Origin of the sequence: Pseudoalteromonas luteoviolacea, from assembly GCF_001750165.1 — a bacterium.
Taxonomy (GTDB): Bacteria; Pseudomonadota; Gammaproteobacteria; order Enterobacterales; family Alteromonadaceae; genus Pseudoalteromonas; species Pseudoalteromonas luteoviolacea_G.
Map to the genome: position 1 here is coordinate 3,543,548 of NZ_CP015411.1, position 26,453 is coordinate 3,570,000.

General features: G+C 41.8%; 22 protein-coding genes, 3 tRNA genes and 2 rRNA genes (1 of these 27 cut by a window edge). 13 read left to right on the plus strand and 14 right to left on the minus strand.

Translation table 11 applies throughout. The features are described from left to right. Positions 1-4: 4 nt before the first annotated feature. From S4054249_RS14950 to S4054249_RS14975, 6 genes are all read right to left on the minus strand, one after another. Positions 5-529, minus strand: coding sequence for a MotA/TolQ/ExbB proton channel family protein (locus tag S4054249_RS14950; protein WP_039607761.1), 525 nt, complete (start codon positions 527-529; stop codon positions 5-7). Beyond that, positions 529-1,893 carry a MotA/TolQ/ExbB proton channel family protein gene (locus S4054249_RS14955; protein ID WP_046356384.1) on the minus strand — a complete coding sequence of 455 codons (1,365 nt, stop codon included), beginning with the start codon at positions 1,891-1,893 and terminating at the stop codon, positions 529-531. The genes S4054249_RS14950 and S4054249_RS14955 overlap by 1 nt, the downstream gene beginning before the upstream one ends. Before the next feature lie 6 nt (positions 1,894-1,899). Then, positions 1,900-2,670, minus strand: a complete 771-nt coding sequence (locus S4054249_RS14960) for a DUF3450 domain-containing protein (protein WP_039607759.1) — start codon at positions 2,668-2,670, stop codon at positions 1,900-1,902. Positions 2,671-3,049: 379 nt separating this feature from the next. Continuing rightward, positions 3,050-3,715 carry a CatA-like O-acetyltransferase gene (locus tag S4054249_RS14965; protein ID WP_052960984.1) on the minus strand — a complete coding sequence of 222 codons (666 nt, stop codon included), beginning with the start codon at positions 3,713-3,715 and terminating at the stop codon, positions 3,050-3,052. 59 nt (positions 3,716-3,774) lie between these two features. Next, positions 3,775-4,815, minus strand: a complete 1,041-nt coding sequence (locus S4054249_RS14970) for a Leu/Phe/Val dehydrogenase (RefSeq protein ID WP_046356383.1) — start codon at positions 4,813-4,815, stop codon at positions 3,775-3,777. Between the two features lie 426 nt (positions 4,816-5,241). Further along, a complete protein-coding gene (locus S4054249_RS14975; protein WP_046356382.1) occupies positions 5,242-6,768 on the minus strand; it encodes a fumarate hydratase in 1,527 nt (508 codons plus the stop codon). 237 nt (positions 6,769-7,005) lie between these two features. On the opposite strand from S4054249_RS14975, the gene pabB reads away from it, so the two are divergent. From pabB to S4054249_RS14990, 3 genes are all read left to right on the plus strand, one after another. Continuing rightward, positions 7,006-8,352, plus strand: coding sequence for an aminodeoxychorismate synthase component I (pabB, locus tag S4054249_RS14980; RefSeq protein ID WP_046356381.1), 1,347 nt, complete (start codon positions 7,006-7,008; stop codon positions 8,350-8,352). Continuing rightward, positions 8,349-8,906: a CoA pyrophosphatase gene (locus S4054249_RS14985; RefSeq protein ID WP_046356380.1), complete on the plus strand. Its 558-nt coding sequence runs from the start codon at positions 8,349-8,351 to the stop codon at positions 8,904-8,906. Before pabB ends, S4054249_RS14985 begins: the two co-directional genes overlap by 4 nt. A 100-nt stretch (positions 8,907-9,006) precedes the next feature. Next, on the plus strand, positions 9,007-10,383 hold the full coding sequence (locus tag S4054249_RS14990; protein ID WP_046356379.1) for an L-serine ammonia-lyase: 1,377 nt from the start codon (positions 9,007-9,009) through the stop codon (positions 10,381-10,383). A 55-nt stretch (positions 10,384-10,438) separates the two neighbouring features. Here the strand turns inward: S4054249_RS14990 and cysB are convergent, their stop codons facing one another. Continuing rightward, positions 10,439-11,416 carry an HTH-type transcriptional regulator CysB gene (gene cysB, locus S4054249_RS14995; protein WP_046356378.1) on the minus strand — a complete coding sequence of 326 codons (978 nt, stop codon included), beginning with the start codon at positions 11,414-11,416 and terminating at the stop codon, positions 10,439-10,441. Between the two features lie 279 nt (positions 11,417-11,695). On the opposite strand from cysB, the gene S4054249_RS15000 reads away from it, so the two are divergent. Continuing rightward, positions 11,696-12,457: a hypothetical protein gene (locus S4054249_RS15000; RefSeq protein WP_046356377.1), complete on the plus strand. Its 762-nt coding sequence runs from the start codon at positions 11,696-11,698 to the stop codon at positions 12,455-12,457. Here the strand turns inward: S4054249_RS15000 and S4054249_RS15005 are convergent, their stop codons facing one another. Beyond that, a complete protein-coding gene (locus S4054249_RS15005) occupies positions 12,458-13,747 on the minus strand; it encodes an NCS2 family permease (protein ID WP_046356376.1) in 1,290 nt (429 codons plus the stop codon). A gap of 119 nt (positions 13,748-13,866) precedes the next feature. Between S4054249_RS15005 and S4054249_RS15010 the strand changes: the two genes are divergently transcribed. The 3 genes from S4054249_RS15010 to S4054249_RS15020 all read left to right on the plus strand — a co-directional run bounded on the left by S4054249_RS15010 (position 13,867) and on the right by S4054249_RS15020 (position 15,333). Beyond that, positions 13,867-14,322 carry a tetratricopeptide repeat protein gene (locus S4054249_RS15010; RefSeq protein ID WP_046356375.1) on the plus strand — a complete coding sequence of 152 codons (456 nt, stop codon included), beginning with the start codon at positions 13,867-13,869 and terminating at the stop codon, positions 14,320-14,322. Positions 14,323-14,436: 114 nt separating this feature from the next. Beyond that, the gene (locus S4054249_RS15015) at positions 14,437-14,862 is read left to right on the plus strand and encodes a SulA-like leucine-rich domain-containing protein (protein ID WP_046356374.1); all 426 of its coding nucleotides are present in this window, start codon (positions 14,437-14,439) and stop codon (positions 14,860-14,862) included. Positions 14,863-14,967: 105 nt separating this feature from the next. Continuing rightward, a complete protein-coding gene (locus S4054249_RS15020; protein ID WP_080928361.1) occupies positions 14,968-15,333 on the plus strand; it encodes a YchJ family protein in 366 nt (121 codons plus the stop codon). 59 nt (positions 15,334-15,392) lie between these two features. On the opposite strand, the gene S4054249_RS15025 is transcribed toward S4054249_RS15020, so the two are convergent. Then, the gene (locus tag S4054249_RS15025; RefSeq protein ID WP_046356372.1) at positions 15,393-15,914 is read right to left on the minus strand and encodes a VC2046/SO_2500 family protein; all 522 of its coding nucleotides are present in this window, start codon (positions 15,912-15,914) and stop codon (positions 15,393-15,395) included. Positions 15,915-16,026: 112 nt separating this feature from the next. Here S4054249_RS15025 and S4054249_RS15030 point away from each other — a divergent pair. The 3 genes from S4054249_RS15030 (at position 16,027) to S4054249_RS15040 (ending at position 16,324) form a co-directional block, all read left to right on the plus strand. Continuing rightward, positions 16,027-16,111, plus strand: a tRNA-Tyr gene (locus S4054249_RS15030). 19 nt (positions 16,112-16,130) lie between these two features. After that, positions 16,131-16,215 (plus strand) — tRNA-Tyr (locus tag S4054249_RS15035). A gap of 24 nt (positions 16,216-16,239) precedes the next feature. Beyond that, a tRNA-Tyr gene (locus tag S4054249_RS15040) sits at positions 16,240-16,324 on the plus strand. 32 nt (positions 16,325-16,356) lie between these two features. Here S4054249_RS15040 and S4054249_RS15045 read toward each other — a convergent pair. Continuing rightward, a complete protein-coding gene (locus S4054249_RS15045) occupies positions 16,357-17,019 on the minus strand; it encodes a M48 family metallopeptidase (protein ID WP_046356371.1) in 663 nt (220 codons plus the stop codon). A gap of 78 nt (positions 17,020-17,097) precedes the next feature. On the opposite strand from S4054249_RS15045, the gene S4054249_RS15050 reads away from it, so the two are divergent. Further along, complete coding sequence (locus tag S4054249_RS15050; RefSeq protein WP_046356370.1) at positions 17,098-18,078, plus strand: ion channel; 981 nt, start codon at positions 17,098-17,100, stop codon at positions 18,076-18,078. A 5-nt stretch (positions 18,079-18,083) separates the two neighbouring features. Here S4054249_RS15050 and S4054249_RS15055 read toward each other — a convergent pair whose 3' ends face one another. Further along, positions 18,084-18,716 (minus strand): HD domain-containing protein, encoded by a 633-nt coding sequence (locus S4054249_RS15055; RefSeq protein ID WP_230851863.1) that lies wholly within the window; start codon positions 18,714-18,716, stop codon positions 18,084-18,086. Positions 18,717-18,811: 95 nt separating this feature from the next. Here S4054249_RS15055 and S4054249_RS15060 point away from each other — a divergent pair, with 95 nt between their 5' ends. After that, entirely contained in the window at positions 18,812-20,002 is a 1,191-nt protein-coding gene (locus S4054249_RS15060) for a class I SAM-dependent methyltransferase (protein ID WP_046356368.1), read from the plus strand. 42 nt (positions 20,003-20,044) lie between these two features. Here S4054249_RS15060 and S4054249_RS15065 read toward each other — a convergent pair whose 3' ends face one another. After that, positions 20,045-21,907, minus strand: coding sequence for a S8 family peptidase (locus tag S4054249_RS15065; RefSeq protein WP_046356367.1), 1,863 nt, complete (start codon positions 21,905-21,907; stop codon positions 20,045-20,047). Between the two features lie 751 nt (positions 21,908-22,658). Between S4054249_RS15065 and S4054249_RS15070 the strand changes: the two genes are divergently transcribed. Continuing rightward, the gene (locus S4054249_RS15070) at positions 22,659-23,393 is read left to right on the plus strand and encodes an IS481 family transposase (protein ID WP_046356366.1); all 735 of its coding nucleotides are present in this window, start codon (positions 22,659-22,661) and stop codon (positions 23,391-23,393) included. Between the two features lie 708 nt (positions 23,394-24,101). On the opposite strand, the gene rrf is transcribed toward S4054249_RS15070, so the two are convergent. Continuing rightward, positions 24,102-24,216, minus strand: a 5S ribosomal RNA gene (gene rrf / locus S4054249_RS15075). 180 nt (positions 24,217-24,396) lie between these two features. Further along, a 23S ribosomal RNA gene (locus S4054249_RS15080) occupies positions 24,397-26,453 on the minus strand; it runs 825 nt beyond the window's last position.

A 26,453-nucleotide genomic window follows, 5' to 3' on the forward strand; every position in this document is an offset into this window, starting at 1 on the left:
CTCTCTAGTGATGTGGCAAACTATCGATAAGTTTTTCTTTAGCCATTTTTGCTCTCGCTTCAAGACGAGTGCTAAAGAATACACCTGATAGTGCCGCAACCATTCCAGCCATTGTTGGTATCGTTGCCATTGAAATGCCTGATGCCATCAAACGCGGGTTACCAGTACCTTGTGTAGCCATGGTTTCAAATACTGAAATCATACCTGTTACTGTACCTAGTAGACCGATTAATGGACACATTGCAACCAATGTTTTGATAATCAACATACGCTCATCTAATTTTTCAGACGCTTCAGAAACCCATGCTTCACGGATTCTGTGTGCGTACCAAGATGTAGTATCTTGGCGGGCATCCCATCTAGCTACAATCCCCTTATGCATTCTAGGGAACTCAACTAATAGGAACCAATAGCGCTCAATCATTAATACCCACATAAGAAAGAGTGCCATTGCGACAACGAATAGTACGTCGCCGCCTGTAGCAACAAAATCCCTGATAGATTCCCACGTCTCCACCAGGACTAGCATTATGCTTTCTCCTTCTCCGCGTGCGCAGCAACGATACCCGCGCTTTGCTCGTCAAGAATGTGTAGGATTGATTTACTACGACCAGCAACAATAGCGTGAAGTAGGATTAATGGTAGCGCAGCAATTAGACCAAGTGCTGTAGTAACAAGTGCTAGAGAGATGTTACCTGCCATGATCTTCGGATCACCAGTACCGAATAGAGTGATTGATTCGAACGTCAAGATCATACCAACAACCGTACCAAGTAGACCTAGTAGTGGTGCGATAGCTGCAAGGATCTTGATGATGTTGATACCAGCTTCAATGCGAGGCGTTTCACGTAGAATTGCTTCGTCAAGTTTAAGCTCAAGGTTCTCAACGTCTTGGTTCTTGTTATCGTGGTACACTTTCAAGATACGGCCAAGTGGGTTGTTATCACTTGGGTTGTTAGCGTTCTTGATTTGAGATTTGATCTTCGCACCAACAAGCATTAGGTCAACAAAACGAACCAATGCAATAAGAGCACCTAGTGCTAGTAATGCAGTGATGATGTAACCTACTGTGTCACCTTGGTGCCAACGCTCTTCAACACTTGCTTTTTGTGTATTCAGGCGAAGGATAGCACCACGAGTTGGATCAACTACGAAAGGTACGTAACCAGTTGCAGGTGTGTTAAGAAGGTCACCGATTGTAGCAACAACGTTTGATGCTGGTTGCTTACCTAGAGGAACAATTGCTTTGTTCTCTACATCGTATACAACATAACCATCTTGTGTGATTAGGTTGAAGTTACCGATACGAGTAACAGGCTTCACATTGATGTCACCGCTTAGCTCAGCTACTTCAGCTTCGAAAGTAGATGTCTTTGCAGATTCAGTCATTTCAGTTTGGAATGCAATCCAAAGCTCTTCTAGTTCACGTGTAGTTGGTAGTTCTTTAGCAGCAGCTAGAGAACGAAGAACTTCAGCACGTCCTGGCTTTTCAGCACTTACGATTGACGCTTCGATTGAACCGATAGCATCTGCTGCAGAACGACGTACAACACCGAACATCTCACCAAGAGTACCCTGTGCATTTACTAGCTCAGTTTCTTTCTCAGCAAGTGTAACTTCGTTTTGCTTGAATTGCTTGTTAAGACGCTCGCCACGTGCTTTCTCAGCAGCTAGGTCACGCTTAGCTTTGTTAAGAAGAGCTTGCTTGTCAGCGCGCTCAGATAAGAACTCTTGCTCACGAGCTTTGTTAATTTTACCTTCAGAAATTCGGTTCTGTTTAACTTGCTCAAGGATCTTATCTAGTGCTTCCGTGTTTGCATGTGCATTCAACGCGGCACCAGCAGAAACTGTTAATGCTGCAGCAACTGCAAAACCTTTAAATAGTTTCTTCATTTTTTATTACTCCGCGCCAAAAATAGGAAGTTTAACTAGTTCAGGGGCAGCCTGACCACGTGCGATACGGATCATGTCTTTAACAGGCTTAAGGTACTCTTCACCTAGTGCTTGCCACTGCTTTGCAGTGTTGTCCCAAACCCATGCATTCTTTTGATCGAATGACTGAGCAACGTATGCAATACGACCTAGACGTGCGAAGTCAACATTGATGTTTTTACCGTTGATTTCCAGTGAACCTTGAGATGCAGTCATTGCTGTACCATACGCAGTTTCAACTGTGTATGCTTCAAGCACCTGACGGTATTTCTCAGAAGTGGTTACTTTTGCGTTAGAAAGTGTTTCGCGAAGTCTTTCAACACGCTCCAAACGCTTTTCTGTATCAAACGGGACGTCCGCTTTGATGAATTGCTCGAGTGTATCAATCATGCGATACATCAAAGGCACAACGTCTTGCTTAGTTTTATCAACTGTTGCTATCTGACGCTCTAGAGACTCAATATTTGCATTTTGGTCCGCTACCAAACGTGCAACGTGGTCGTTGTATACTTTTAGAAGCTCTGTTTCATCTACAGTCGTGCGATAATCGGCAATCATTTCGATTGACTGACCGTAAATTTTATCAACTTTTTCTTGAGACTTTTGAGCAGCCTTTTGAGTTTGCTGACCTACTTTCTGTATGTCATTCAAAGGATCTGCCATCACATTGCTGCTTGCAAATGCTGCTGCGCCAAATAACGCTGAAGCTACAAGACTCTTTCTGATTTTAACAGACATAGTTCCCAACCAATTAAGTAATGTTACTTTTATAATTTTTGCACTCTATTTGAGAAGAGTACCCCGGATACCTTTTTAGAAGTATCAACCGTGCAATAATGCTAAATGCATTTGCCCATGTCAACTTCATGTTCAAAACTAATTTTGCGACAGTGCTACTAATAAATTGAAATAAAACATTGCATTAACAACAAAACAAAGAAAAAAAACTTAAATCACTTACTTTTCATACACAAAGCAACTTAATTAACAATTTATTACAGTTAAAAATTAACCAAACCTTGCTATCTAATCCCTTCAAAAATACAAGATTGACTTTAAAATTCATTACTTTAGAAAATTTACGCAGCAAAAAAGCATTGCATATAACACAATATTCTCAACTAATAAAACTTTTTTTACGTTGTAAATGCTCACATAATGCAATGATCTGTGTAGAAAACTCATTTAAAAACAGCGATAAATGATAACCATCAAGTAGTCCATGGTGTACCTCTATAGATACAGATAATCTATTTTCTTCTTTATTAAATTTCCCAAAAACTACTTTTGGTATGCCTAAATTATCCTCACTATGCCGAGCATGTTTAAATCCACATACCTCAAACCAAGGCAAAATAGAAACATATATTTGATCAAGTGCATCGCTTTGGGACACAAAATTCTCATTCAACAACGGCTGTAATAAGCCCTCTTGTTTTTTAACATTGTTCTTTGTAACAAACTCATCAATTGAATCAGCATTGTCTAATAAAATAAATCTGAATGTTTTATCATTGGCTAAAAATGTACTACTAATTGCTACCTCAGAAAATTCCACAGGCTTATTATCTACTATGCGAAAACGCATAAAGTCACATACTTGAAGTGTTCTGCTCAAACAGTAAAGGTAACAGTCTGAAAAAGGGAAACCAGCTGTAACTGAATCTGAATATAAAGAATGGGTATCAATTGAAGTCGTAATATTAAAATTTGGGTCTTCAAATTGCTGATAGAACTTAAAATGTTCAGCACGTTCCCACGTAGAGAGATCTATTTCTTTCATAAAGTAACAACAAAAAAAGGGCGAAATACGCCCTTTATTATAGCTTTAATATGATTTGATCAAAGCCCGTTTTCTATGATTTCTTGTGCAAGCTCGTCGGCAATAACGTGTGTTGATTTCTGCTCGTCGTCTGAACGCTTGAAAATTTCCGCTAATGTATCGTAGATACCCTCTACGTGTTTAGTAGAAAGCGCTTCGTCATAACCTTCAGGCTTAGTTTCGTAATACACGTTGATGATACCACCAGCATTAATAACGTAATCTGGAGCATATAACACCCCTTTTTCACGAAGTACGTCACCATGTCTAGCCTCTGCTAACTGATTGTTTGCACAACCTGCGATAATTGAAGCTTTAATGCGTGGAATTGTTTCATCATTAACTGTCGCACCTAACGCACAAGGTGCATAAATATCAACATCTAAGTCATAAATCTCATCGATTGCGACTGCAGTTGCACCAAAGTCATTTACGACACGTGCTACAGACTCTTCATTAATATCCGTCACGAACAATTCTGCACCTGCTTCGTGTAAGTGTTTACATAACGTATATGCAACTGCACCTAAGCCCTGTACCGACACTTTCACACCTGATAGATCTTGATGACCAAATTTGTGCTGGTAAGCAGCTTTGATACCTAAGAATGTGCCTAATGCAGTAAATGGTGATGGGTTACCACTTTTTCCTTCAAGACCTAATACATAGTTGGTCTCTTTGTGCATCATCATTACATCGCCTGTAGTGATGTTCACGTCCTCAGCTGAGTAGTAACTACCACCCAACCTTTCTAAGTGCTTACCGAACGCTCTGAACAGCGCTTCAGATTTAACTGTTTTTGCATCACCAATAATTACTGATTTACCGCCACCAAATGGTAAACGCGCAACAGCATTCTTGTAAGTCATACCTTTCGACAAACGTAATACGTCATACACTGCATCTTGGTCTTCTGCATAGTCCCAAAGACGACAACCACCTACAGCAGGACCTAGTTTAGTACTATGGACTGCGATAATCGCCTTTAAGCCCGACTCTTTATCCGAGCAAAACACAACTTGCTCATGATTATCAAATTCAACTTGGTTAAATACAGCCACTTTGATTATTCTCCGATTTTTGTCTGACCTTGTCAGATAGCGCTGAAATTGCGCTTGACTCTATCATTAACTATTTAGGCAATCCAGCAAATGAGATGATCTAAGCTTTCATACGCAGCAGAGCGCATAAACATTCTATAAAAAAAAGATTAAGAGACTATTATTTTTATTTTAAGTCAAATTATAAACATGATTAATTAAAAATATCTTTATTTTTTATAGCGTCTGTTTACGTAAACGTAATGCTGAGCACGCTTGTAAGTATAAATTTACATTTTGAAGATTACAAAGATATTACCCATAACAGTTACAGCTCAAAAAACAAGCTGATGACCAACCTATCGAACTACAAGGGTACATTTCACCAAAAATGAGAACAAAAAAGGCGGACCCTATCTGGTCCGCCTTTTAGAACTGCTTGGTGAATTAGCTTAACTTAGCATCAAGCTCTTCAATCTTAGCTTTCCAAATAGCTGGGCCTTGCGTGTGCGCATTTGCACCTTCACTATCAACTGCAACCGTTACAGGCATATCTTCTACTTCAAATTCATAGATCGCTTCCATACCTAAGTCTTCAAAAGCAACAACTCGAGATTTCTTAATCGCTTTTGCAACTAAATATGCAGCACCACCGACAGCCATTAGGTAAACAGCTTTGTTTTGCTTGATTGACTCAACAGTAGCAGGACCACGCTCCGCTTTACCAATCATACCTACCAGACCCGTTTTTTCTAACATCAGGTCGGTAAACTTATCCATACGCGTTGATGTCGTTGGACCTGCCGGGCCTACTACTTCGTCACCAACTGCATCAACAGGACCAACGTAGTAAATAAACTTATTAGTAAAGTCCACGCCTTCCGGTAGGCCTTCGCCAGAGTTGATCATTTCTTGTAGACGTTTGTGGGCAGCATCACGGCCTGTTAAGATTTTACCTGAAAGAAGTACCGTTTCACCCATCTTCCAATCTTGGATATCATCTTTCGTTAAAGTGTCTAAATTGACACGACGAGTATCTTCGCCCACTTCCCACGTCACTTCTGGCCAATCTTCAAGTTTTGGCGCTTTAAGATCTGCAGGACCAGACCCGTCTAGCGTGAAATGTACGTGACGAGTAGCTGCACAGTTCGGGATCATAACAACTGGTTTTGATGCTGCGTGCGTAGGTGCTGTTTTAATTTTTACATCCACAACAGTTGTCAAACCACCAAGACCTTGTGCGCCGATCCCTAATTTGTTTGCTCTTTCAAAAATTTCCAAACGTAGCTTTTCTTCTGCTGTCTCTGCACCACGCTCTTGAAGATCATGAATATCAACCGGATCCATTAATGATTCTTTCGCCAATACCGCTGCTTTTTCAGCCGTGCCGCCAATTCCAATCCCGATCATGCCTGGTGGACACCAACCAGCACCCATTGTCGGTAGCGTCTTCTCAACCCAAGCAGCAACATCATCCGAAGGATTTAGCATGGCCATCTTAGTTTTGTTTTCAGAGCCGCCCCCTTTAGCTGCTATCATAACTTCTACTTCAGCGCCTGGTACTAAATCTACATGTACAACCGATGGTGTATTGTCTTTGGTGTTTTTACGGCTACCAGCTGGATCAGCAACAATTGAAGCACGAAGTGGGTTGTCTGGGTTTGTATATGCGCGACGAGTACCTTCGTCAACCATCTGCTGTACGGTTAAATCGGTTTTGTCCCACTTTACGTCCATACCCACTTTAACGAAGCATGTCACAATACCAGTATCTTGACACAATGGACGCTTGCCCTCGGCAGACATACGCGAATTTATTAAGATCTGTGCAATAGCGTCTTTAGCCGCCTTGCTTTGCTCATTGTTATACGCTTTCTCTAGCGCTTGCACAAAATCAAGTGGATGGTAAAAAGAAATATATTGTAACGCATCTTCAATGCTATCAATAAAGTCTTGTTGACGGATAATACTCATGACGGTTCCTTTAGTAACCATTATCTTTATACAAATGGTGTGTTCTTAGTAAGTCGAAAAATGTTGACTCCACCACACAATTATCGGTTAAGCGCAAAATGATTTTATGCCCCCATTTCGTCTAAACTTTCGATATTGTCATTGTGGTTATGAGTTATCACTCCTCGACTCTATAGATTCATTTCTAATTATGATAACCTCCTCGCCCGTTTCGGGCTAGTTTTCAGGGTCAAGTAAATGATAAATGCACAGAATAAATGCATTGCCGTTGACATTTCACTCTCTACAGTTGAAGTTTTCGAGAAGATTTCAACACAACAATACGCTATTCTTCTAGATTCCAGTGACGCCATACATGAAAATAGTCGTTTCGATATTATTAGTTATGCTCCAGCGCACGTACTAGAAGCCAAAAACGGACATGTTTTTTTAGATGGTCTCATTCAACAAAACAGTGTTTTCAACATTTTACATCAAGAATTAGAAAAACTGTGTACTTCACGACATGAGAATGTTCCCTTCTGTGGTGGTTGGCTTGGTTACTTTGGCTATGACTTAGGTCGTTACATTGAATCAATACCACAAAATGCAGTCTCAGACATTCCGTTACCAGATACGGTTGTTGGGTTGTATCTAGATGCCTTGATTTATGATAACCAACACGGCCAGTGGTACTATGTCTCCCAACCCCGTGTTGATCGCCTTGACGACTACCTCCAACTCATTGAACGAACAAATACAGAATCACACCGGTTTGAGTTGCAAAGCGACTGGCAATCCAACATGACTGAACAGGAATACCGAGCTAAGTTTCAGCGAATTCAGGATTACCTACTCAGCGGAGATTGCTACCAAATTAATTTAGCGCAGCGCTTTAGTGCCAATTATCAAGGCTCTACTTGGGCTGCTTACAAAAAACTAAGACAACAAAATCAAGCTCCATTTTCTGCTTATTATAATTTAGGTAATGACACAGCAATTGTTTCAGTTTCACCGGAGCGCTTTATATCTGTTCGCCAAAGACAAGTTGAAACCAAACCAATTAAGGGCACATTGCCGCGTCTAGTCGATATAAATGACGACAAACAGCAAGCTCAAATACTACAAAATAGCACTAAAGACCGCGCCGAAAATGTCATGATTGTAGACTTATTACGCAACGACCTCGGTAAGGTAGCTGAACCTGGCTCTGTCTCTGTTCCAAAGCTATTCGCAATAGAAAGCTTTCCTGCGGTGCATCATCTAGTGAGTACTGTTACCAGTGAGTTAGCCAAGGGAAAAAGTGCCGTAGACCAATTGGAAGCTGCATTTCCAGGCGGCTCAATCACTGGCGCACCAAAAATAAGAGCAATGGAAATCATAGAAGAGCTTGAACCACATCGCAGAAGTGCGTACTGTGGCTCTATGGGCTATCTTAGCGCTTGCGGCGACATGGATACCTCTATCACGATTCGTACATTGGTGTGCGAAAGTAACCGTATTCATTGTTGGGCTGGCGGTGGTATTGTTGCTGACTCGCAAGTAGACGCTGAATATCAAGAAACTTACCACAAGGTCAACAAGATTTTACCCATACTACAATGAAGCTTGAACACGTAATCAGTCGTTTTAGACTCTCTCGACTTTCTACTTCCCGCTGTGTAACACAGGGAGTAGAAAGTGCAGTATTGGTTCCACTCATTGATAAAGATAATTGCGCGCACATATTACTGTGTAAACGACACGCCAAATTACGGTCACATCCGAGCCAAATATGTTTTCCTGGTGGAAAAGTGGAACACAGTGATAACTCAGCAGTTGACACAGCTTTGAGAGAAACCTTTGAAGAAATCAGCTTAAGTCGCAGCCACATTAGTGCGCTGGGCCAACTTCCAATCCACAACACCTTGAGCGGATTTCATATTACCCCCGTTGTTGCAAGAGTTCAGAAATGCGCTACTTGGGAACATCAAAGTAATGAAGTAGAAAGTGTATTTACCCTACCTTTAAGTGCCCTTATGGACCCTAATCAATGGCAAAGCCAACCCTGTCGATATCGTGGCAAGCCCATAAGCATCAATGGGTTCATGACTCCTCATGGTCTGTTGTGGGGCGCGACAGCGAGCATTATAAAAAAATTAACCAGCACACTTTCTTAATCTCATTACATTTGTCAATTTTCCATCCAATAACGGGTTACTTCTGCAATAATTAACGTTATTATGTGCGCCCGTTCAGAGGCAATGATGAGTAAATTTTATGATTAGTGCATTCGATATGTTTAGCATCGGTATTGGGCCATCGTCTTCCCATACTGTTGGTCCAATGCGCGCTTCGCGTCTTTTTGTCAAAGACTTACAAGATAGTAAGTTAATTGATGACGTCACTTCTGTAAAAGTTGAACTGTTTGGCTCCCTTGGACAAACAGGTATTGGTCATGGTTCAGGCAAAGCCGTGATCTTAGGCCTTGCTGGTCACGATCCTGAAACGATCGATGCTGACCTTGTTCCCGAAATACTCGAAAAAATTGAACAAGAACAAGTCATATACCTTGATCAGCAGCACAAAGCTGATTTCCCTAAACAAGGTGCGGTTGTTTTTCATCGTCGTAAAACATTACCTAAGCACTCCAATGCCATGGAAATTCAAGCTTATAATGGTGATGATCTAATACACAGCCAAATTTATTATTCGATCGGTGGCGGCTTTATTGTAACCGACCAGGATTTTGAAGCTGAAAAACAAGCTGCGATTGACGTACGAGAACAAAACCCAGCACCTTACCTATTCGATACCGCAGAAGAACTACTGCAAATTTGTAAAGAAACAGGATTAAGTGTTTCTGCATTAATGATGGCAAACGAAAAAACACTGCGCAGTGAAACGGAGATCAAAGAAGAACTCTTTAATATCTGGCTAGTGATGAAAGCGTGTATCGAGCGTGGCATGCGCACTGAAGGGATCCTACCAGGTGGTTTGAAGGTAAAACGTCGAGCACCTAGCTTATATTTAAAATTAAATGTAGAAAATAGTAACGACCCGCTTCGCGCTATGGACTGGGTGGATCTGTTTGCACTAGCAGTCAATGAAGAAAATGCTGCTGGCGGTCGTGTCGTGACCGCTCCTACCAATGGTGCGGCAGGTATTTTGCCTTCTGTACTGATGTACTATCACACATTTATTAAAGAAGTCGATGTTGAAATTGCAACTAAGTACTTACTAACAGCAGCTGCTATTGGCATTCTGTATAAAAAGAATGCGTCTATTTCGGGAGCTGAAGTAGGTTGCCAAGGTGAAGTCGGCGTTGCGTGTTCCATGGCAGCAGGCGCATTAACTGAAATTATGGGTGGTAACGTCGTCCATGTTGAAAATGCTGCAGAGATTGGAATGGAGCACAACCTTGGACTTACCTGTGACCCAGTTGGTGGGTTAGTGCAGGTACCATGTATAGAACGAAATGCAATGGGAGCTGTCAAAGCAATTAATGCATCAAGGCTTGCATTAAGAGGCACCGGTGAACAAAAAGTATCACTCGATAAAGTCATAAAGACCATGCTCGACACTGGTAATGACATGAAAACCAAATACAAAGAGACAGCCCGTGGCGGTCTCGCAGTAAATATTATCGAGTGTTAAAACAAAAAAACCCAACGAATGTTGGGTTTTCTATTTTAACGATGTAAAACAGTTTTTACTTTACAGGCAGTGTCACTTTTGAGAATAGCGCATCGACATCGTCTTGATTTCTCATCAAGCTCGCTTTCTCAACCACATCTTTAGTTAAATGTGGAGCGAATCGCTCAATAAAGTCATACATATAGCCACGTAAGAAACTGCCCTTTCTAAAACCTATTTTAGTCGTACTTGCCTCAAACAAGTGGCTCGCATCAATACATACCAAGTCTTTGTCAGCGATATCATCAACCGCCATCGTCGCCAAAACACCTACACCCAAACCTAATCTGACATACGTTTTAATAACATCAGCATCTGTCGCGGTAAACACAATATGTGGCTCAAGGCCATGTGCATTGAACGCTTTGTCCAATTCTGAACGTCCAGTAAAGCCAAAAACGTAAGTGATTAACGGGTATTTCGCTACATCTTGAACAGTAATGTTCTTGCCTAACTGTGCTAGAGGATGATCCTTAGTGACCACTATACTTCTGTTCCAGTGATAGCAAGGTAACATGATCAAGTCACCATATAAATGAAGCGCCTCAGTTGCAATCGCAAAATCAGCATCCCCTCTAGCCGCAGCATCAGAAATTTGCTGAGGCGTACCTTGGTGCATATGTAGAGATACAGCGGGGTATTTTTGCATAAACCCTTGAATAACTGGCGGCAAAGCATATCGCGCTTGTGTGTGCGTGGTAGCTATATTCAACTTACCTTGATCAGGTAAGGTGTGTTCATTTGCAACCGCTTTAATCCCTTCCACTTTTGAAAGGATTTCTCTTGCGATGTTAATTATCTCATTACCAGCACTGGTGACATGTGTTAGGTGCTTACCACTGCGACCAAATATCTGCACACCCAATTCATCTTCTAGCATACGTACTTGTTTTGAAATACCTGGCTGAGAGGTATACAAACTCTCAGCAGTAGCAGATACATTCAAATTATGATTAAGTACTTCAACTATGTATTTCAATTGTTGTAGTTTCATAACATTGTTTATTTTTTTAGTTGTTATCCAATAAAAGACTTGGTTTACGCTGAACGCCGAGTCGGATCTTTTGTAAGACTAGCATAGTTATTGATAGCCTGATAGTAATTGTAACATTTACGCAATCATATAAGAAAAACGAATTAGAAACGTCTATACTGAAAAATGGTGTATTCAAATTCATTTACATACACCTTGTTATTAAAACTATCCAATATACAATTGTTTGATGTAATATAAAAAATTATCGCCTTGGGTAGTTTTCGTAGAGAATCGGGTATGTTTGTTTACATAATAGTATTGTTGATTGTTGCTTTGGTTATAATTGCGGTGTGGGTTAGTGCAATTCAACAGCACAAAGAAAAACAAGAAGCAGAAAGACGCAAAGAGCTAGCAAAACAAAAACGCATCATTGAAGAGTCAGAAGATGTTCTAGTCAATAGTGCCAATATACCTATGTCTGGAGCAATGCTTCAGGTCATCCAAAAAAGAGTACATAATGCACTGGCGACTATGGTTGAACTCTCACCTACTTCTCGAGAGTTAAAAAACCGTCTTCATGAATCAACCGAACGGATGAACTCTGAACCAGCTAACCTCAGTGACAGTGACAATGTTGCTTTACCTGACAACGATAAACAACTAATAGCCCTTGTACAAGGCATCAAAAAACTTCGTCAACTCCTGCGTTCAGAGCACAGCAAAGGAAAAGTTGATACACAAGTTTTCGTCAAAGAAGATCGTCGATTAGAAAAAATTCAGTTAAGGATCAATGTAGAGAGCCAAATCAAACGTGGCCTATCTGCTAAAACAGCGAATATGGTAGGCTCCGCAAGACAATATTTCGAAAAAGCTTACGCAACAATTATGGCGGTAACGTACAGCGACGAATACGTTACAGAAAAGAAAAATCAACTGGAAAGCTACTTGAACGAAATCAGCACCGAGCTTAAGGCGTCTAATGCATCAGCAGTTAAGAAAAAAGCAGAAAAAGAAAAGGACGATTTAGACGTCCTTTTCGCACCAAAAAAGAAGTGGTGATCAGCTGATTGCAAATTTCACAATGAATAATATCGTCAGTACCCAAACACTGATTGATATCTCTTCTTTTTTATTGCATGCCAATTTAACCGCGGTATAAGCGATAAACCCTAACGCAATACCATGTGCTATTGAAAATGTGAGTGGTGTCATTAATAGAACAACACTCACAGGAATTGCGTCTGTCATATCATCCCAATTTACCAACTTCAAATTTTGTAACATGAGCACAGATACATAGAGGATTGCACCAGCAGTGGCATATGCTGGAACCATCTTGGCCAAAGGTGCAAAAAACATCATAAGCAAAAAGCAGCAACCAACTACAACCGCAGTTAGCCCTGTACGTCCACCAACTGAAACGCCTGACACCGACTCAATATATGAGGTCGTAGTAGATGTCCCTAAGAACGACCCTGCTACTGTGGCTGAACTATCTGCTGATAGTGCTCGACCCAATCTAGGCATATTCCCTTTATCGTCTGCAATGCCCGCTTTTTGAGTCACAGCCACCAATGTGCCACTGGTATCGAACAGATCAACAAATAGAAATGCGAATACCACACTCAACATCGATATTTCTAGAGCGCCTACTATGTCTAGCTGACCAAATGTTGGTTCAATACTGGGAGGCGCAGAAACAATCCCCTGATACTCAACTAAACCCAATGCCCAAGCAATTACCGTGACCAACAATATGCTGATCAAAACCCCGCTTTTCCATTCTCTATACATCAGTGCGGTAATTACAAATAAACTAAAAATTGCCAGTAGAGGGCCTGGGCTGGTGATATCGCCTAACTGTACAAGTGTTGCAGGACTTGCCACGATTATGCCTGCATTTTTTAGCGCTATCAGCGCCAAAAATGCACCTATACCGGTTGCAATAGCACGCTTCAACACTACAGGAATAGCTTGTATGACCCACTCTCTCACTTTAAAGAGGCTTAACAATAAAAATAAACACCCAGATAAAAACACTGCTCCAAGCGCTGTCTGCCAACTATGGCCCATACCTAAAACAACTCCATAGGTAAAAAAAGCGTTTAAGCCCATACCTGGCGCTAAGGCAAGCGGATAGTTAGCGATAAAGCCCATGATAAAACAACCGATTGCGGCAGCTAGACAAGTTGCTACAAATGCTGCGCCGTGATCTATTCCGGCTTCAGCGAGCATTGCTGGGTTAACAAATACAATATAAACCATGGTGATAAACGTTGTGAGTCCCGCTACAACTTCGGTTTTTACATCCGTGTGTAGCGACTTGAGCGAAAATAATTTTTCTAGCATGTCTTTGTATTTTAAATGGAAACGAGGGCCGCGATTTTACCATAAATCATGACCTTTAACGGACAAATATAGTAAAAATCGGCTACAATGAAGACTAAGTTGTAATAAGTGAAGTGAGTATGAAAAGCAATCTATCAACAAAAGCGCACAGTGGTGACCTAGAGCAACAACTACTCAATGTGCTCGAGTTTGTGACTCAAGAGCCAGACCCTAAACACAGCTGGCCAGCAGCACAAGAGCCCGAGCAAGCTTATAAAAAAGGCCTTTATTACATCAAAGAAAAACAATATCCACTGGCTGCAAAGTGGATGAGACTCGCTGCTATGTCTGGAGATAATAAAGCCCAATTCTATTTAGGCCTGCTTTTTATTAAAGGGCAAGGAGTTCCTAAAAGTGTATTCCACGGTGTCGCATGGTTAAGCCTTGCTCAAAGCCAAGGTAATAATGCCGCGCAAAGCACGCTAAATGAAGTTCGTCCGCATCTAACAACAAAGCGTTATATAGATGCCCAGTGTTATGCAGCGACATTATTTGAACAAATACATCAGCAAATGCATTTTGGAGTGCATGAATAATCTAACGGTGATCTTCCGATTGAAAAAAGAACAAAAAATCATCAAATAAAACTTGATTAAAACCACTGTATGAAATACTGTATATACACTGTATAAAGAATCAGTGGTTTAATTATGTTGCACATATCAACGAACCTTAACGCACAGCAAAAAAACATTAATCAATATGATTGTTTTAATGTTTTGGACGCGGACGATGAACAAAGCACCAATGATATGCTATTAAAAATTTTATACCGATGTAATGCTATCGCTGGCTGGACACTATTGATTGTACCCGACCATGCAATCAATAAAACGATGCTAGACAGCAATGGGATAGATATAAATAAGCTACTAGTGCTCAAACAGAAGGATCTGATAAACTTGGAGCATACTTTGGATCGCGCTTTGTCTAATGGTAATTTTGCAGCTGTAATTACATGGCCAGGAGTTTTATCACAAAAGCAAATTGAGCATAGAAGTCTTAACTGCTCAAAAACAGCTTTGTATTGCTTTAAAAGCGACGCAAATTTACCGATGTCGAAACTTGCGCACTAACCATATAGGTCATTTATGTGTTTTTGTGGTAACACACAAACCTTTGAGCAATGTTGTAAGCCCTTTATTACAGGTCAAACAACCCCCATAAACTCAGAGCAGTTAATGCGCTCTCGTTTTAGTGCATATTGCACTCAAGAAGGCCAATATATTTTAGATACCTATGCGTCACAAACCCGAAGTGACCATACAGTTGAAGATATATTGGTATTCGCCAAACAGGTATCATTTATCAATTTAGACGTGATTGATACAGATGAAAATACAGAGTATCAATATGTAGAATTTAAAGCATATTATATAGAAGGTACACAACTTAGTGCCTTGCACGAGCGCTCAAGGTTTATTAAAGAAGGTGATCAGTGGCTATACCTCGATGGTGAGCTTTACCCTACTGAAAGCAAAAAAGTAAGCCGTAACGATCCTTGTCCGTGCTTAAGTGGGAAAAAGTTTAAGAAGTGTCACGGGTAACAAATAAATCTGGGTAGCTCAATTTAAACCTAATCAAGCTGCCTAGGTATTTGGATAGCTTATACGGCAACATTAAGTTGAGACTGCATTTCTCCACTTGAAAGTTGGTCGTAAAATGCCACTGCATCAATCTCTTTGTCTTTTACATCAACTTCAGGATGTTTTTGGCGATACAATTTCGCTCTTACTGCGGGTTCCAAATTCTCTACGATATGCAAGGGAATATGTAACTTATCATCACGAATATGAAATGGTTCTGGATCTAGACATTCGTTTAGCTTGATATCTTCCAACCCACCATCTTTAACAAAATATCGATTGTACTGCCCAATCGAGAAATCAAATTTTTCTGGCGCAAGAGGCTGTTTAGGGCCGACTTGAAGTGCTTTGCGTAATGACTCTTCTGATTTATCTACCTCATCAACCGCACTGCGAGGTAAATCAAACTGGCTAAAATCCAATACATCTTGAGATAATGCAGACAACAGTAACGCAAAGTCACCTCTTCTCGATTCATGAACACTCATACTCAACGCATTACCGAGTTGAGCCTCTTTGAGTAACAATTGTTCTATCTGCATGGATTTTCGCCAAAAAATTCTAAATTCAAAAATTTATCGGCATTTTTTGAAAAAACTTTAGGACATTTCTTTACTTCGTCAAAAACTTTGTTATTATCAGCGCCGTTGTTGAGGAGGGGTTCCCGAGCGGCCAAAGGGATCAGACTGTAAATCTGACGGCTCAGCCTTCGCTGGTTCGAATCCAGCTCCCTCCACCATCAACGACAAAGTACAATTGGAGGGGTTCCCGAGTGGCCAAAGGGATCAGACTGTAAATCTGACGGCTCAGCCTTCGCTGGTTCGAATCCAGCTCCCTCCACCACTTTGTACTTCTAAAATCTGTTATGGAGGGGTTCCCGAGCGGCCAAAGGGATCAGACTGTAAATCTGACGGCTCAGCCTTCGCTGGTTCGAATCCAGCTCCCTCCACCACTTCTTTTACTTTTCAATATTTTAATCTCTATTTATTGAATCACTTTAACATGCTCCTTCAGGTATGTTTTCGCTTTTTTAAACTCAGGGTAGTAACGCCTCACAATGTCCCAAAATGCACGGTTGTGCGCCATAACATAATAATGTGCTAACTCATGCACAATAACATAATCAATCACCCATTTTGGCGCACACGCCAAAGCGCTGTTGAACGCCAGCACCCCTTTGCTAGATAAACTTCCCCATCGCCTTTTATAAAATCTCACTTTTAGTGTTTTATATTTCGAGCCCATAAGAGACTCAAAATAAGGTAATCGTCCCTCTAAGTAGCCTGTTAACTCGGCGCTCAATAAGTCATGAATTTCACGTATCTGCTCTGTGCGTTCTGCCGTTAAAAGCGATTGAAGATGTACACAGGTATTTTGGTGATCGATAAAACTCATTGTTGCCCCGAAGTTGAGTGCAAACGGTTGACCATATATATTAATACTGTCTAGCTGCTCGCTCATAAGGTCCAACTTCTGAGTCACAAGTTGTTGCTTTTGCTCAACCCATGCCTGCTTACTTAACAACCAGCCCTTTAACCACTTTTCGCAAATACCATAAGGTGCATGGACAACAACTCCTTGCGGTTTAACACTGATCGCGACCGTTTTTCTACGGCGACTCAATTTGAGTTGGTAATTGAAATTCATAGTAAATTTATTGCTTTTTCATCTATCAATCTAATTTGCTGCTAATCTTTATACTTATTACGGAAAAAATAGGCTGCCATGACTAGTAAACCTAAGTGTCAGTACATATCTCCTGATGGACACAAATGCCAAGAAATCGACATGGGCTCTGGATATTGCTTTTGGCACGATGCCAAGTTCGATAAAAGTGGATTAGAGCTATCGCATAAACTCGAACGTTATGCCAAAAAAGGGGGGTTACTGCAAGGGCTAGAGCTAAAAAGAGCAAATCTTGAAGGCCTTAATCTCGTCAAATTTAATGATCATAATGGCTACGATTTATCCTATGGTAATTTCTACAGGGCAAATTTACATGGCGCTCACCTTTTTAACAGTACAATTCGCAATGCCTCACTAATGAAAGCAGATTTGAGAGACGCGAATTTGCATTGCTGTAAAATTGAAAATACCAATATCTTGGGGGTAAAGCTCAATGCCACCAGAATAGATAACCTCGTGCTGGGAGATAAATTACTCCAAGAAAGTCAGGCTATTGAAGCAACAAAACAAAAAAATAACGAGGAGGCGCAAGATCTCTACTTACAAAGCGAGGAGATATACCGACTGCTAAGAAAAGGCGCTGAGCAGCAAGGGCTTTTTGAAATGGCTGGAAAGTATACTTACAGCGAGTTACGAATGCGACATGCGCAGTACCCAAAATACTCCAAAAAAAGACTCGTCTCAAGCTTTATCGACATGTTGTGTGGCTATGGTGAAAAGCCTGAAAACGTCATCCGTTTCAGTCTAGGTATGATTTTATTGTGCGCGCTGTGTTACTTTATGCTTGGCATTAATTACAATGGTGATGTGATCCAATTTTCTCCAGATGCTCCTATCAAACAAAACTTGCATTCAATGCTAAATTGCTTCTATTTCAGCGTGGTGACATTTACAACCTTGGGCTATGGCGACATTACACCTGTAGGTATAACGCGCCTCATAGCTACCATAGAAGCCTTTATAGGCAGCTTCTCTCTGGCTCTGTTTGTGGTGGTATTTGTAAAGAGGATGACAAGGTAACCTACTCAATCAAGGGAGATTTCGCGGCCTAATTCATTAAGAAATAGACGCATAAATTCGGTTCGCCTCTTTGCTTCTTGCTTTGCTGACACTGTGTGCATTTGAGATTCGATGTGCAATAACTTTATAAAGAAGTGATCAATCGTATAGTTTTTGTCATCAGGCTCTCTTGAAGAACAAAAAGGATCATCCGTGTGGTACAAATGCCTTGCGATTGCACCACCGACTTTCATACACCGACTCACTCCAATAGCCCCAAGTGCATCCATACGGTCTGCATCTTGAACAATTTTAGCTTCTAATGTCGTTGGCGGTACGTTTGCACTAAAGCTATGCGCAACAATCGCATGATGGATACCCTCTAATTTATCTTGAGGGTAACCAATTTCAATCAAAAACCTTTCTGCTTTATCAGCAGCCATTTTTGACGCCTGTGCACGATCAGGGTGATTTTTCGCAACAGCAACACAATCATGTAGCCATGCTGCTGGAATAACAATGTCTAAGTCTGCATCCTCAGCCATCGCAAGCTGCTTTGCAGTTTTTACAACCCTCTGTATGTGTGAAAGGTCATGTGCGGTATCAGCAAAAGGTGTATTTAGCATGAACTCCTTAAATGCTTCCTCAAACTGTTTCATATTTTCCATCATTTTTACTTAAACCTTATGCTTTACATTGTATGTTGGAACCCCCTTCACTAAAATGACAGGATTCTACTTAGTAAGGAATTTATATGTCTTGCGCGCTGTATTTACAACCCGGCCGAGAAAAATCTCTTAAAAGAAAACATCCTTGGATATTCTCCAAAGCAATAAAAAAAATCAAAGGTAAACCCGGACTCGGAGATATTGTCAAAATCTATAGTCATGATGGTCAGTATTTGGCAACAGCAGCATACAGCCCAAGCTCTCAGATAAGAGCAAGGATCTGGAGCTTTGATGAAAATGAGCAAATCGATCAAGCTTTTTTCAAACGCCGCCTGGCACGTGCATTTGCCGTGCGAGAGTACGCAATTGCCGAAGGCGGATTGACTGGTTTTAGGCTTTCTGCTGCCGAATCAGATGGACTGCCGGGCATAACTATTGATAAGTTTGATAATTACCTAGTTTGTCAGTTATTAAGTGCAGGTGCAGAGCGACACAAAGGCGAGATAGTTGCAGCATTGCGCGAGCTATTCCCAGATTGCCATGTATACGAACGCTCCGATGTTGACGTACGTAAAAAAGAAGGCCTTGAGAAAATCACGGGGGTTTTACATGGTGAAGCACCAACTGGCCCCGTACTCATTGAAGAAAATGGTTTAAGGCTAGAAGTAGATATTATCGGCGGCCATAAAACAGGGTTTTATTTAGATCAACGAGACAGTCGTGCAGCACTTGAACGTTTTTCTAAAGACAAAAGTGTTCTAAACTGTTTTTGCTACACAGGTACATTCAGCTTATATGCCCTAAGAGGTGGATGTAATGAAGTTATCAATGTCGATGTCTCTCAACCAGCATTAGACACAGCTAAACGAAATGTCGAGCACAATGGACTAGATATAAATAAAGTCGATTTTGTCAAAAAAGATGTCTTCAAGCTACTTCGTGAATACAGAGATGAAGGCCGTCAATTTGATACCATCGTCATGGACCCCCCCAAATTTGCTGAGAGTAAAGCACAGCTAACTGGAGCATGTCGTGGTTATAAAGATATCAATATGCTCGCAATGCAATTATTAAAGCCAGGCGGAACCTTGTTAACATTCTCCTGCTCGGGGTTAATGGATCAAAATTTATTCCAAAAAGTCGTGGCTGATGCCGCTCTAGATGCAGGCAAAGACTTGATGATTATGGAAAGATTAAATCAAGCCGCAGATCACCCTATTGCGGGTTTTTACCCAGAAGGGTTTTACCTTAAAGGGCTTATTTGTAAAGTGTACTAAATACACATAAAAGGGAGCATTACGCTCCCTTTTGATTTACCTCTAGAAGCTACCTGTTAGAGTAACGCCTGAGTAACTAGTATAGCCGCGTAACATAATATGATACGTAGCCGCACCACCATTATTAGTTAATGTACATGTTTCACTGTTACCACCGAGATAAGGTCTACAATCGTAAGTGCCTGTTGTTGGCGCAGCACCTTTTCTCACATATAAATCTGCATCACCAGAACCGCCAGAGATAGCGACGCTGAGCGTTGAGTTTGCAGGTACATCAATTGTGTAAGCAACTTCACTTCCTGACGCACCAGATAAGCCAGTTACCGGCACTCCATTGTCTAAACAATTAGCACCACAACCACCCCCTGTTGAAGTGGCAGCAACTAAACTTGCACCAGAGTATGCAGAGTAACCATGCAACATAACGTACCAGTCACCAGCGGCTGGATTACTGATCGTACACACTTCATCGTTGCCATTTTGATAAGGACGGCATACATAGCTGCTTTGAGTTGCTTTCTGGCCCTGCTGAACATAAAGGTCTGCATCACCTGTTCCACCTGATAGTGTCACCGTCAATGTATCTTTACCAGCAGGTACCTTGAATAAGTAATGTGTCTCACTGCCAGATGCACCACTTGCACCGACGGCAACACCATCATCTAATTCAGGTAATGTTGGTGGAGGTGGTGGAGGTGTGCTATCAGCCAGTGAGAACAACAACTCATTCGGAGAGCCTGATTTTGCATCACTTACTTTATCTTTTGAACTGCGTGAGCTTAATAATGTATCAATTTGACTCGGTGTTAAACTTGGATTCTCATCAAGGTACAAAGCAACTACACCTGCTACATGAGGTGCAGCCATTGACGTACCACTGATGGTATTAGTTGCCGAGTCAGAGTTGTACCAAGCTGATTTAATGCTAGATCCAGGTGCGTAAATATCAAGACAGTTACCATAGTTTGAAAAGCTAGAGCGAGCATCTGAGCTTGTTGTAGAACCTACAGTAACAGCATCTGCAGCTCTTGCAGGTGAGTAATTACATGCGCTACTGTTATCGTTACCCGCAGCAACAACAAATGTAACGCCTGAAGCAACAGCTGCATTTACCGCATCATCTACTGCCTGAGATACACCGCCACCTAAACTCATATTCGCCACAGAAGGACCAGAAGCATTATTCTTAACCCAGTTAATACCTGAGATCACACCTGAGTATGAACCTGAACCATTACAGCCTAATACACGTACCCCAACGACATTTACGTTCTTAGCAACACCATAGTCACCACCACCTATGGTGCCCGCAACGTGCGTGCCATGACCATTACAGTCACTAGAATCTGCATCATTATCAACAAAATCATAGCCATGACTTGCACGGCCGCCAAACTCAGCGTGCGTAATACGTACACCCGTATCGATAACATATGCAGTTACGCCACTTCCATCAAAATCATAGTGATAGTTGCTATTTAACGGTAAGTCTCTCTGATCAACTCTATCCAGACCCCAAATTGCGTTGCTTTGATCTGCACTTGTATCAACCATTGGTGTGACAGTGACCATTTGGTCTTGCTCTATGTAATCAATACTTGGATTGTTTAATAATTCCTGTACTTGCTGCTTAGAAGCACTAACAACAACACCATTTAAAACACCTTCGAAATGCTTCGAGACTTGAACATTATGTTTAGTAGTCAAAGCCTGCGCCTGACTTTTTGCATAACTAGATATAGCATCACTACTCGATGCATTCATCACGGTTGGCGTTTTGAAGACAACAATATATTGATCTTCAATTGCATTACTTTGATCCACAGTCATCAGCTGTGCTTGCGCTAAACAGCTTCCTGAAAGACCTGCCAAGACCGCAAATGCTAGTGTGTTTAATTTACGCATACTTGTTCCTTTATTATGTCATTTGGTTAATTTCCAAACAAAATGTAGCTCAAATGTAGAAATAATAAACAATTTATTTAACTAATAATTAACCAAAAACACCTTCAATTGTAAGGTATTATTTACAATGGTAAGTTTTATTCATTAATATCAATTCCTAAACAAACTTAATTCAACTTGAGCCGTTGTAATGAATTATTCACTAAGCGAGTGGTATAGACAGATTGATTTTAAGCAAGCCTTTCACATGGTTAAGTAGATATGTAACAATTTCCAAATGAAATTTTTTAGCCTTGATGCATAAAGCAATAGTGCATAAAGCACTGGCAAAGCCTAACTAACAAGTTTTTCAAATAAATCCTCTATGATTTTATTTCACCATGATAAATAACTGAGTTGGTAAATCACTCTAATTATTACCTGTGAAGGTATTCAACGTCTAAAAGGTGATTAACGTGCAAAAGGTTAGCGACAACAAAGGCAGTTAGTACGCCCTTTTTGCCAAGGTGAAATGAGCCGTTTTAACTAAACATAATCAACACCTCTCTTTATACGTAGCAACCAACTCAAAAAAAGCGAAGCATGGATCCTGAAACCAGTTCAGGACGACATAGTGGAAAAGGTTAATTACAACGAATACGGTGAGTACATTTCTTTTGCGCAAGGTGAGTATCGTGCGAAAGGTTTGTGAATATTTAGACCTTGGCTGACACATTTTTGTATATTTACATTGTGTTAGTTGAGGTTTTAGATGAATAGAAAAGAAGAACAAGAAGTTAGACGTAAGCTTAAGATTTTTGATCACGCAAAAGAAACCAGAAACGTTAGTAAGACCTGTCGCTACTGGCGGATATCCAAAGATACGTTTTATCGTTGGCTAAAAGTCTCTATATCAGGCTTTTATAGCGTGCTTTGTAGACATGGACTTAATCGTCTTCCCCAGAATCTTAGAACGCGGCAAGTTAAATCCGTAAAGAGGTATGAGAAACAGGTTCCTGGGCATCATGTTCAAGTAGACGTTAAGTTTCTAACCTTCAAAGATAAGTCAGGCAGGAAGGTGCGTAGATTCCAATATACAGCTATCGATGACGCTAGGCGTATAAGAGCATTGAAAGTCTACGAAAAACACAATCAAGCATGTGCCATCGACTTTATTAATTACGTTGTTGGTAAGTTTCCGTTCCGCATTAAAATGATACATACAGATAATGGCCATGAATTTCAATCTAAGTTTCATTGGCACTGCGAGGATCTAGGAATGCAGCATGTGTATATCAAACCTGCTAGTCCTAATCTCAATGGAAAAGTCGAACGCTCTCATCTAACCGACAAGAGAGAGTTTTATCAGCTATTAAACTATAAAGGAGACGTTGATTTAGAGGCCAAATTAGCTGAATGGGAGGCGTTTTATAACTACCATAGACCACATGGTGGCTTGAAAGGAAAAACGCCTTATGAGATTCTAGTTTCGAAAATGAGAGCCTAGTTATGGTTTGTCAGCCGAGGTTTCGAGACCCACAACTTAAACGCAAAAAACCCGCTGCATTTCTGCAACGGGTTTGACGTACATGGATGTACTAATGTCGATTAGATTCATGGATGAATGCTGTTAATCGACCTTTAATTGGGCCCTTGGTGCGCTACGCAGTTGAATGTCCTACTTTCACATGGGGAAGACTCGCCGTCCGCCCCACACACTATCATCGGCGCTATCGTGCAAAAGGCTAGCGACAGCGAACCAAGTGAGAGCGCTCTTTTTGCGCAAGGTGATTATCGTGCAAAAGGTTAGCGACAACGAACGCAGTGAGTACGCTCTTTTTGCGCAAGGTGATTATCGTGCAAAAGGTTAGCGACAGCGAACGAAGTGAGAGCGCTCTTTTTGCGCAAGGTGAAGTAACCCATTTTAACAAGAGATAATCAATACCCCCCTATCAGCGTAGCAACCGATTAAAAACCAACAAAGTCTGGATCCTGAAACGAGTTCAGGACGACATGGTGAAAAAGGTTAATGGCAACGAACGCAGTGAGAGCGCTCTTTTTGCGCAAGGTGATTATCGTGCAAAAGGTTAGCGACAGCGAACGTAGTGAGAGCGCTCTTTTTGCGCAAGGTGAAATAAGCGAGTTTAACCGCTGCTAAGGGACTTAAACGCAAAAAAACCCGTCGCATTTCTGCAACGGGTTTCTTTTATTTGGCGCTTGGCAATGTCCTACTTTCACATGGGAAACCCCACACTATCATCGGCGCTATTTCGTTTCACTACTGAGTTCGGCATGGAGTCAGGTGGTTCCAAAATGCTATGGTTACCAAGCAAATTCTTGTCGTGCAAATGGTTAATGACGTCTTTTTGTCATTTCATTTGCGCAAGGTGAATTGATGTCTCATAAGAGTTTATCTATTCACAATGCTTAAATCTGGAAGCGTAATTAAATTCTTATCGTCTACTTTTTATTCTTAACTTCTAACAAGCTTAAAACCACTTTGGCGTTGTATGGTTAAGCCTCACGGGTAATTAGTACGAGTTAGCTCAATGCCTCACAGCACTTCCACATCTCGCCTATCAACGTTGTAGTCTTCAACGGCCCTTCAGTTAACTCTAAGTTAAAGTGAGAACTCATCTCGAGGCTCGCTTCCCGCTTAGATGCTTTCAGCGGTTATCGATTCCGAACGTAGCTACCGGGCAATGCTATTGGCATAACAACCCGAACACCAGCGGTTCGTCCACTCCGGTCCTCTCGTACTAGGAGCAGCCCCTCTCAATTCTCAAACGCCCACGGCAGATAGGGACCGAACTGTCTCACGACGTTCTAAACCCAGCTCGCGTACCACTTTAAATGGCGAACAGCCATACCCTTGGGACCGACTTCAGCCCCAGGATGTGATGAGCCGACATCGAGGTGCCAAACACCGCCGTCGATATGAACTCTTGGGCGGTATCAGCCTGTTATCCCCGGAGTACCTTTTATCCGTTGAGCGATGGCCCTTCCATTCAGAACCACCGGATCACTATGACCTACTTTCGTACCTGCTCGACGTGTCTGTCTCGCAGTTAAGCTGGCTTCTACCATTACACTAACCGTACGATGTCCGACCGTACTTAGCCAACCTTCGTGCTCCTCCGTTACTCTTTGGGAGGAGACCGCCCCAGTCAAACTACCCACCAGGCACTGTCCTCAATCCCGATTAGGGACCTAAGTTAGAACATCAACACTACAAGGGTGGTATTTCAAGGTCGGCTCCACACAATCTAGCGACTGTGCTTCAAAGCCTCCCACCTATCCTACACATGTAGGGTCAATGTTCAGTGCCAAGCTGTAGTAAAGGTTCACGGGGTCTTTCCGTCTAGCCGCGGGTACACAGCATCTTCACTGCGATTTCAATTTCACTGAGTCTCGGGTGGAGACAGCGTGGCCATGGTTACACCATTCGTGCAGGTCGGAACTTACCCGACAAGGAATTTCGCTACCTTAGGACCGTTATAGTTACGGCCGCCGTTTACCGGGGCTTCGATCAAGAGCTTCGACAAAAGTCTAACCCCATCAATTAACCTTCCGGCACCGGGCAGGTGTCACACCGTATACGTCATCTTACGATTTTGCACAGTGCTGTGTTTTTAATAAACAGTCCCAGCCACCTGGTCACTGCGGCTCTCGTTTGCTTACGGAGTAAATCCTTCACAAACAAGAGCGTACCTTCTCCCGAAGTTACGGTACAATTTTGCCTAGTTCCTTCACCCGAGTTCTCTCAAGCGCCTTAGTATTCTCTACCTGACCACCTGTGTCGGTTTAGGGTACGATTCGATATAAACTGAAGCTTAGAGGCTTTTCCTGGAAGTAGGGCATCAACAACTTCACCACCGTAGTGGCTCGTCTCGACTCTCAGCCTTAGCGACCCGGATTTTCCTAAGTCACCAGCCTACAGCCTTTCACATGGACAACCAACGCCATGCTTGCCTAGCCTGCTCCGTCCCCCCATCGCATTTATACCAAGTACGGGAATATTAACCCGTTTCCCATCGACTACGCTCTTCAGCCTCGCCTTAGGGGTCGACTCACCCTACCCTGATTAACATGGGATAGGAACCCTTGGTCTTCCGGCGTGCGGGTTTTTCACCCGCATTATCGTTACTCATGTCAGCATTCGCACTTCTGATACGTCCAGCAAACCTTACAGTTCACCTTCAGCCGCTTACAGAACGCTCCCCTACCCCGCATACAAAGTATGCAGCCGTAGCTTCGGTGGTATGTTTAGCCCCGTTACATCTTCCGCGCAGGCCGACTCGACTAGTGAGCTATTACGCTTTCTTTAAAGGATGGCTGCTTCTAAGCCAACCTCCTAGCTGTTTTAGCCTTCCCACATCGTTTCCCACTTAACATACACTTTGGGACCTTAGCTGACGGTCTGGGTTGTTTCCCTCTCCACGATGGACGTTAGCACCCACCGTGTGTCTCCCGGATATTACTTTACGGTATTCGGAGTTTGCAAAGGGTTGGTAAGTCGGGATGACCCCCTAGCCTTAACAGTGCTCTACCCCCGTAAGTATTCGTC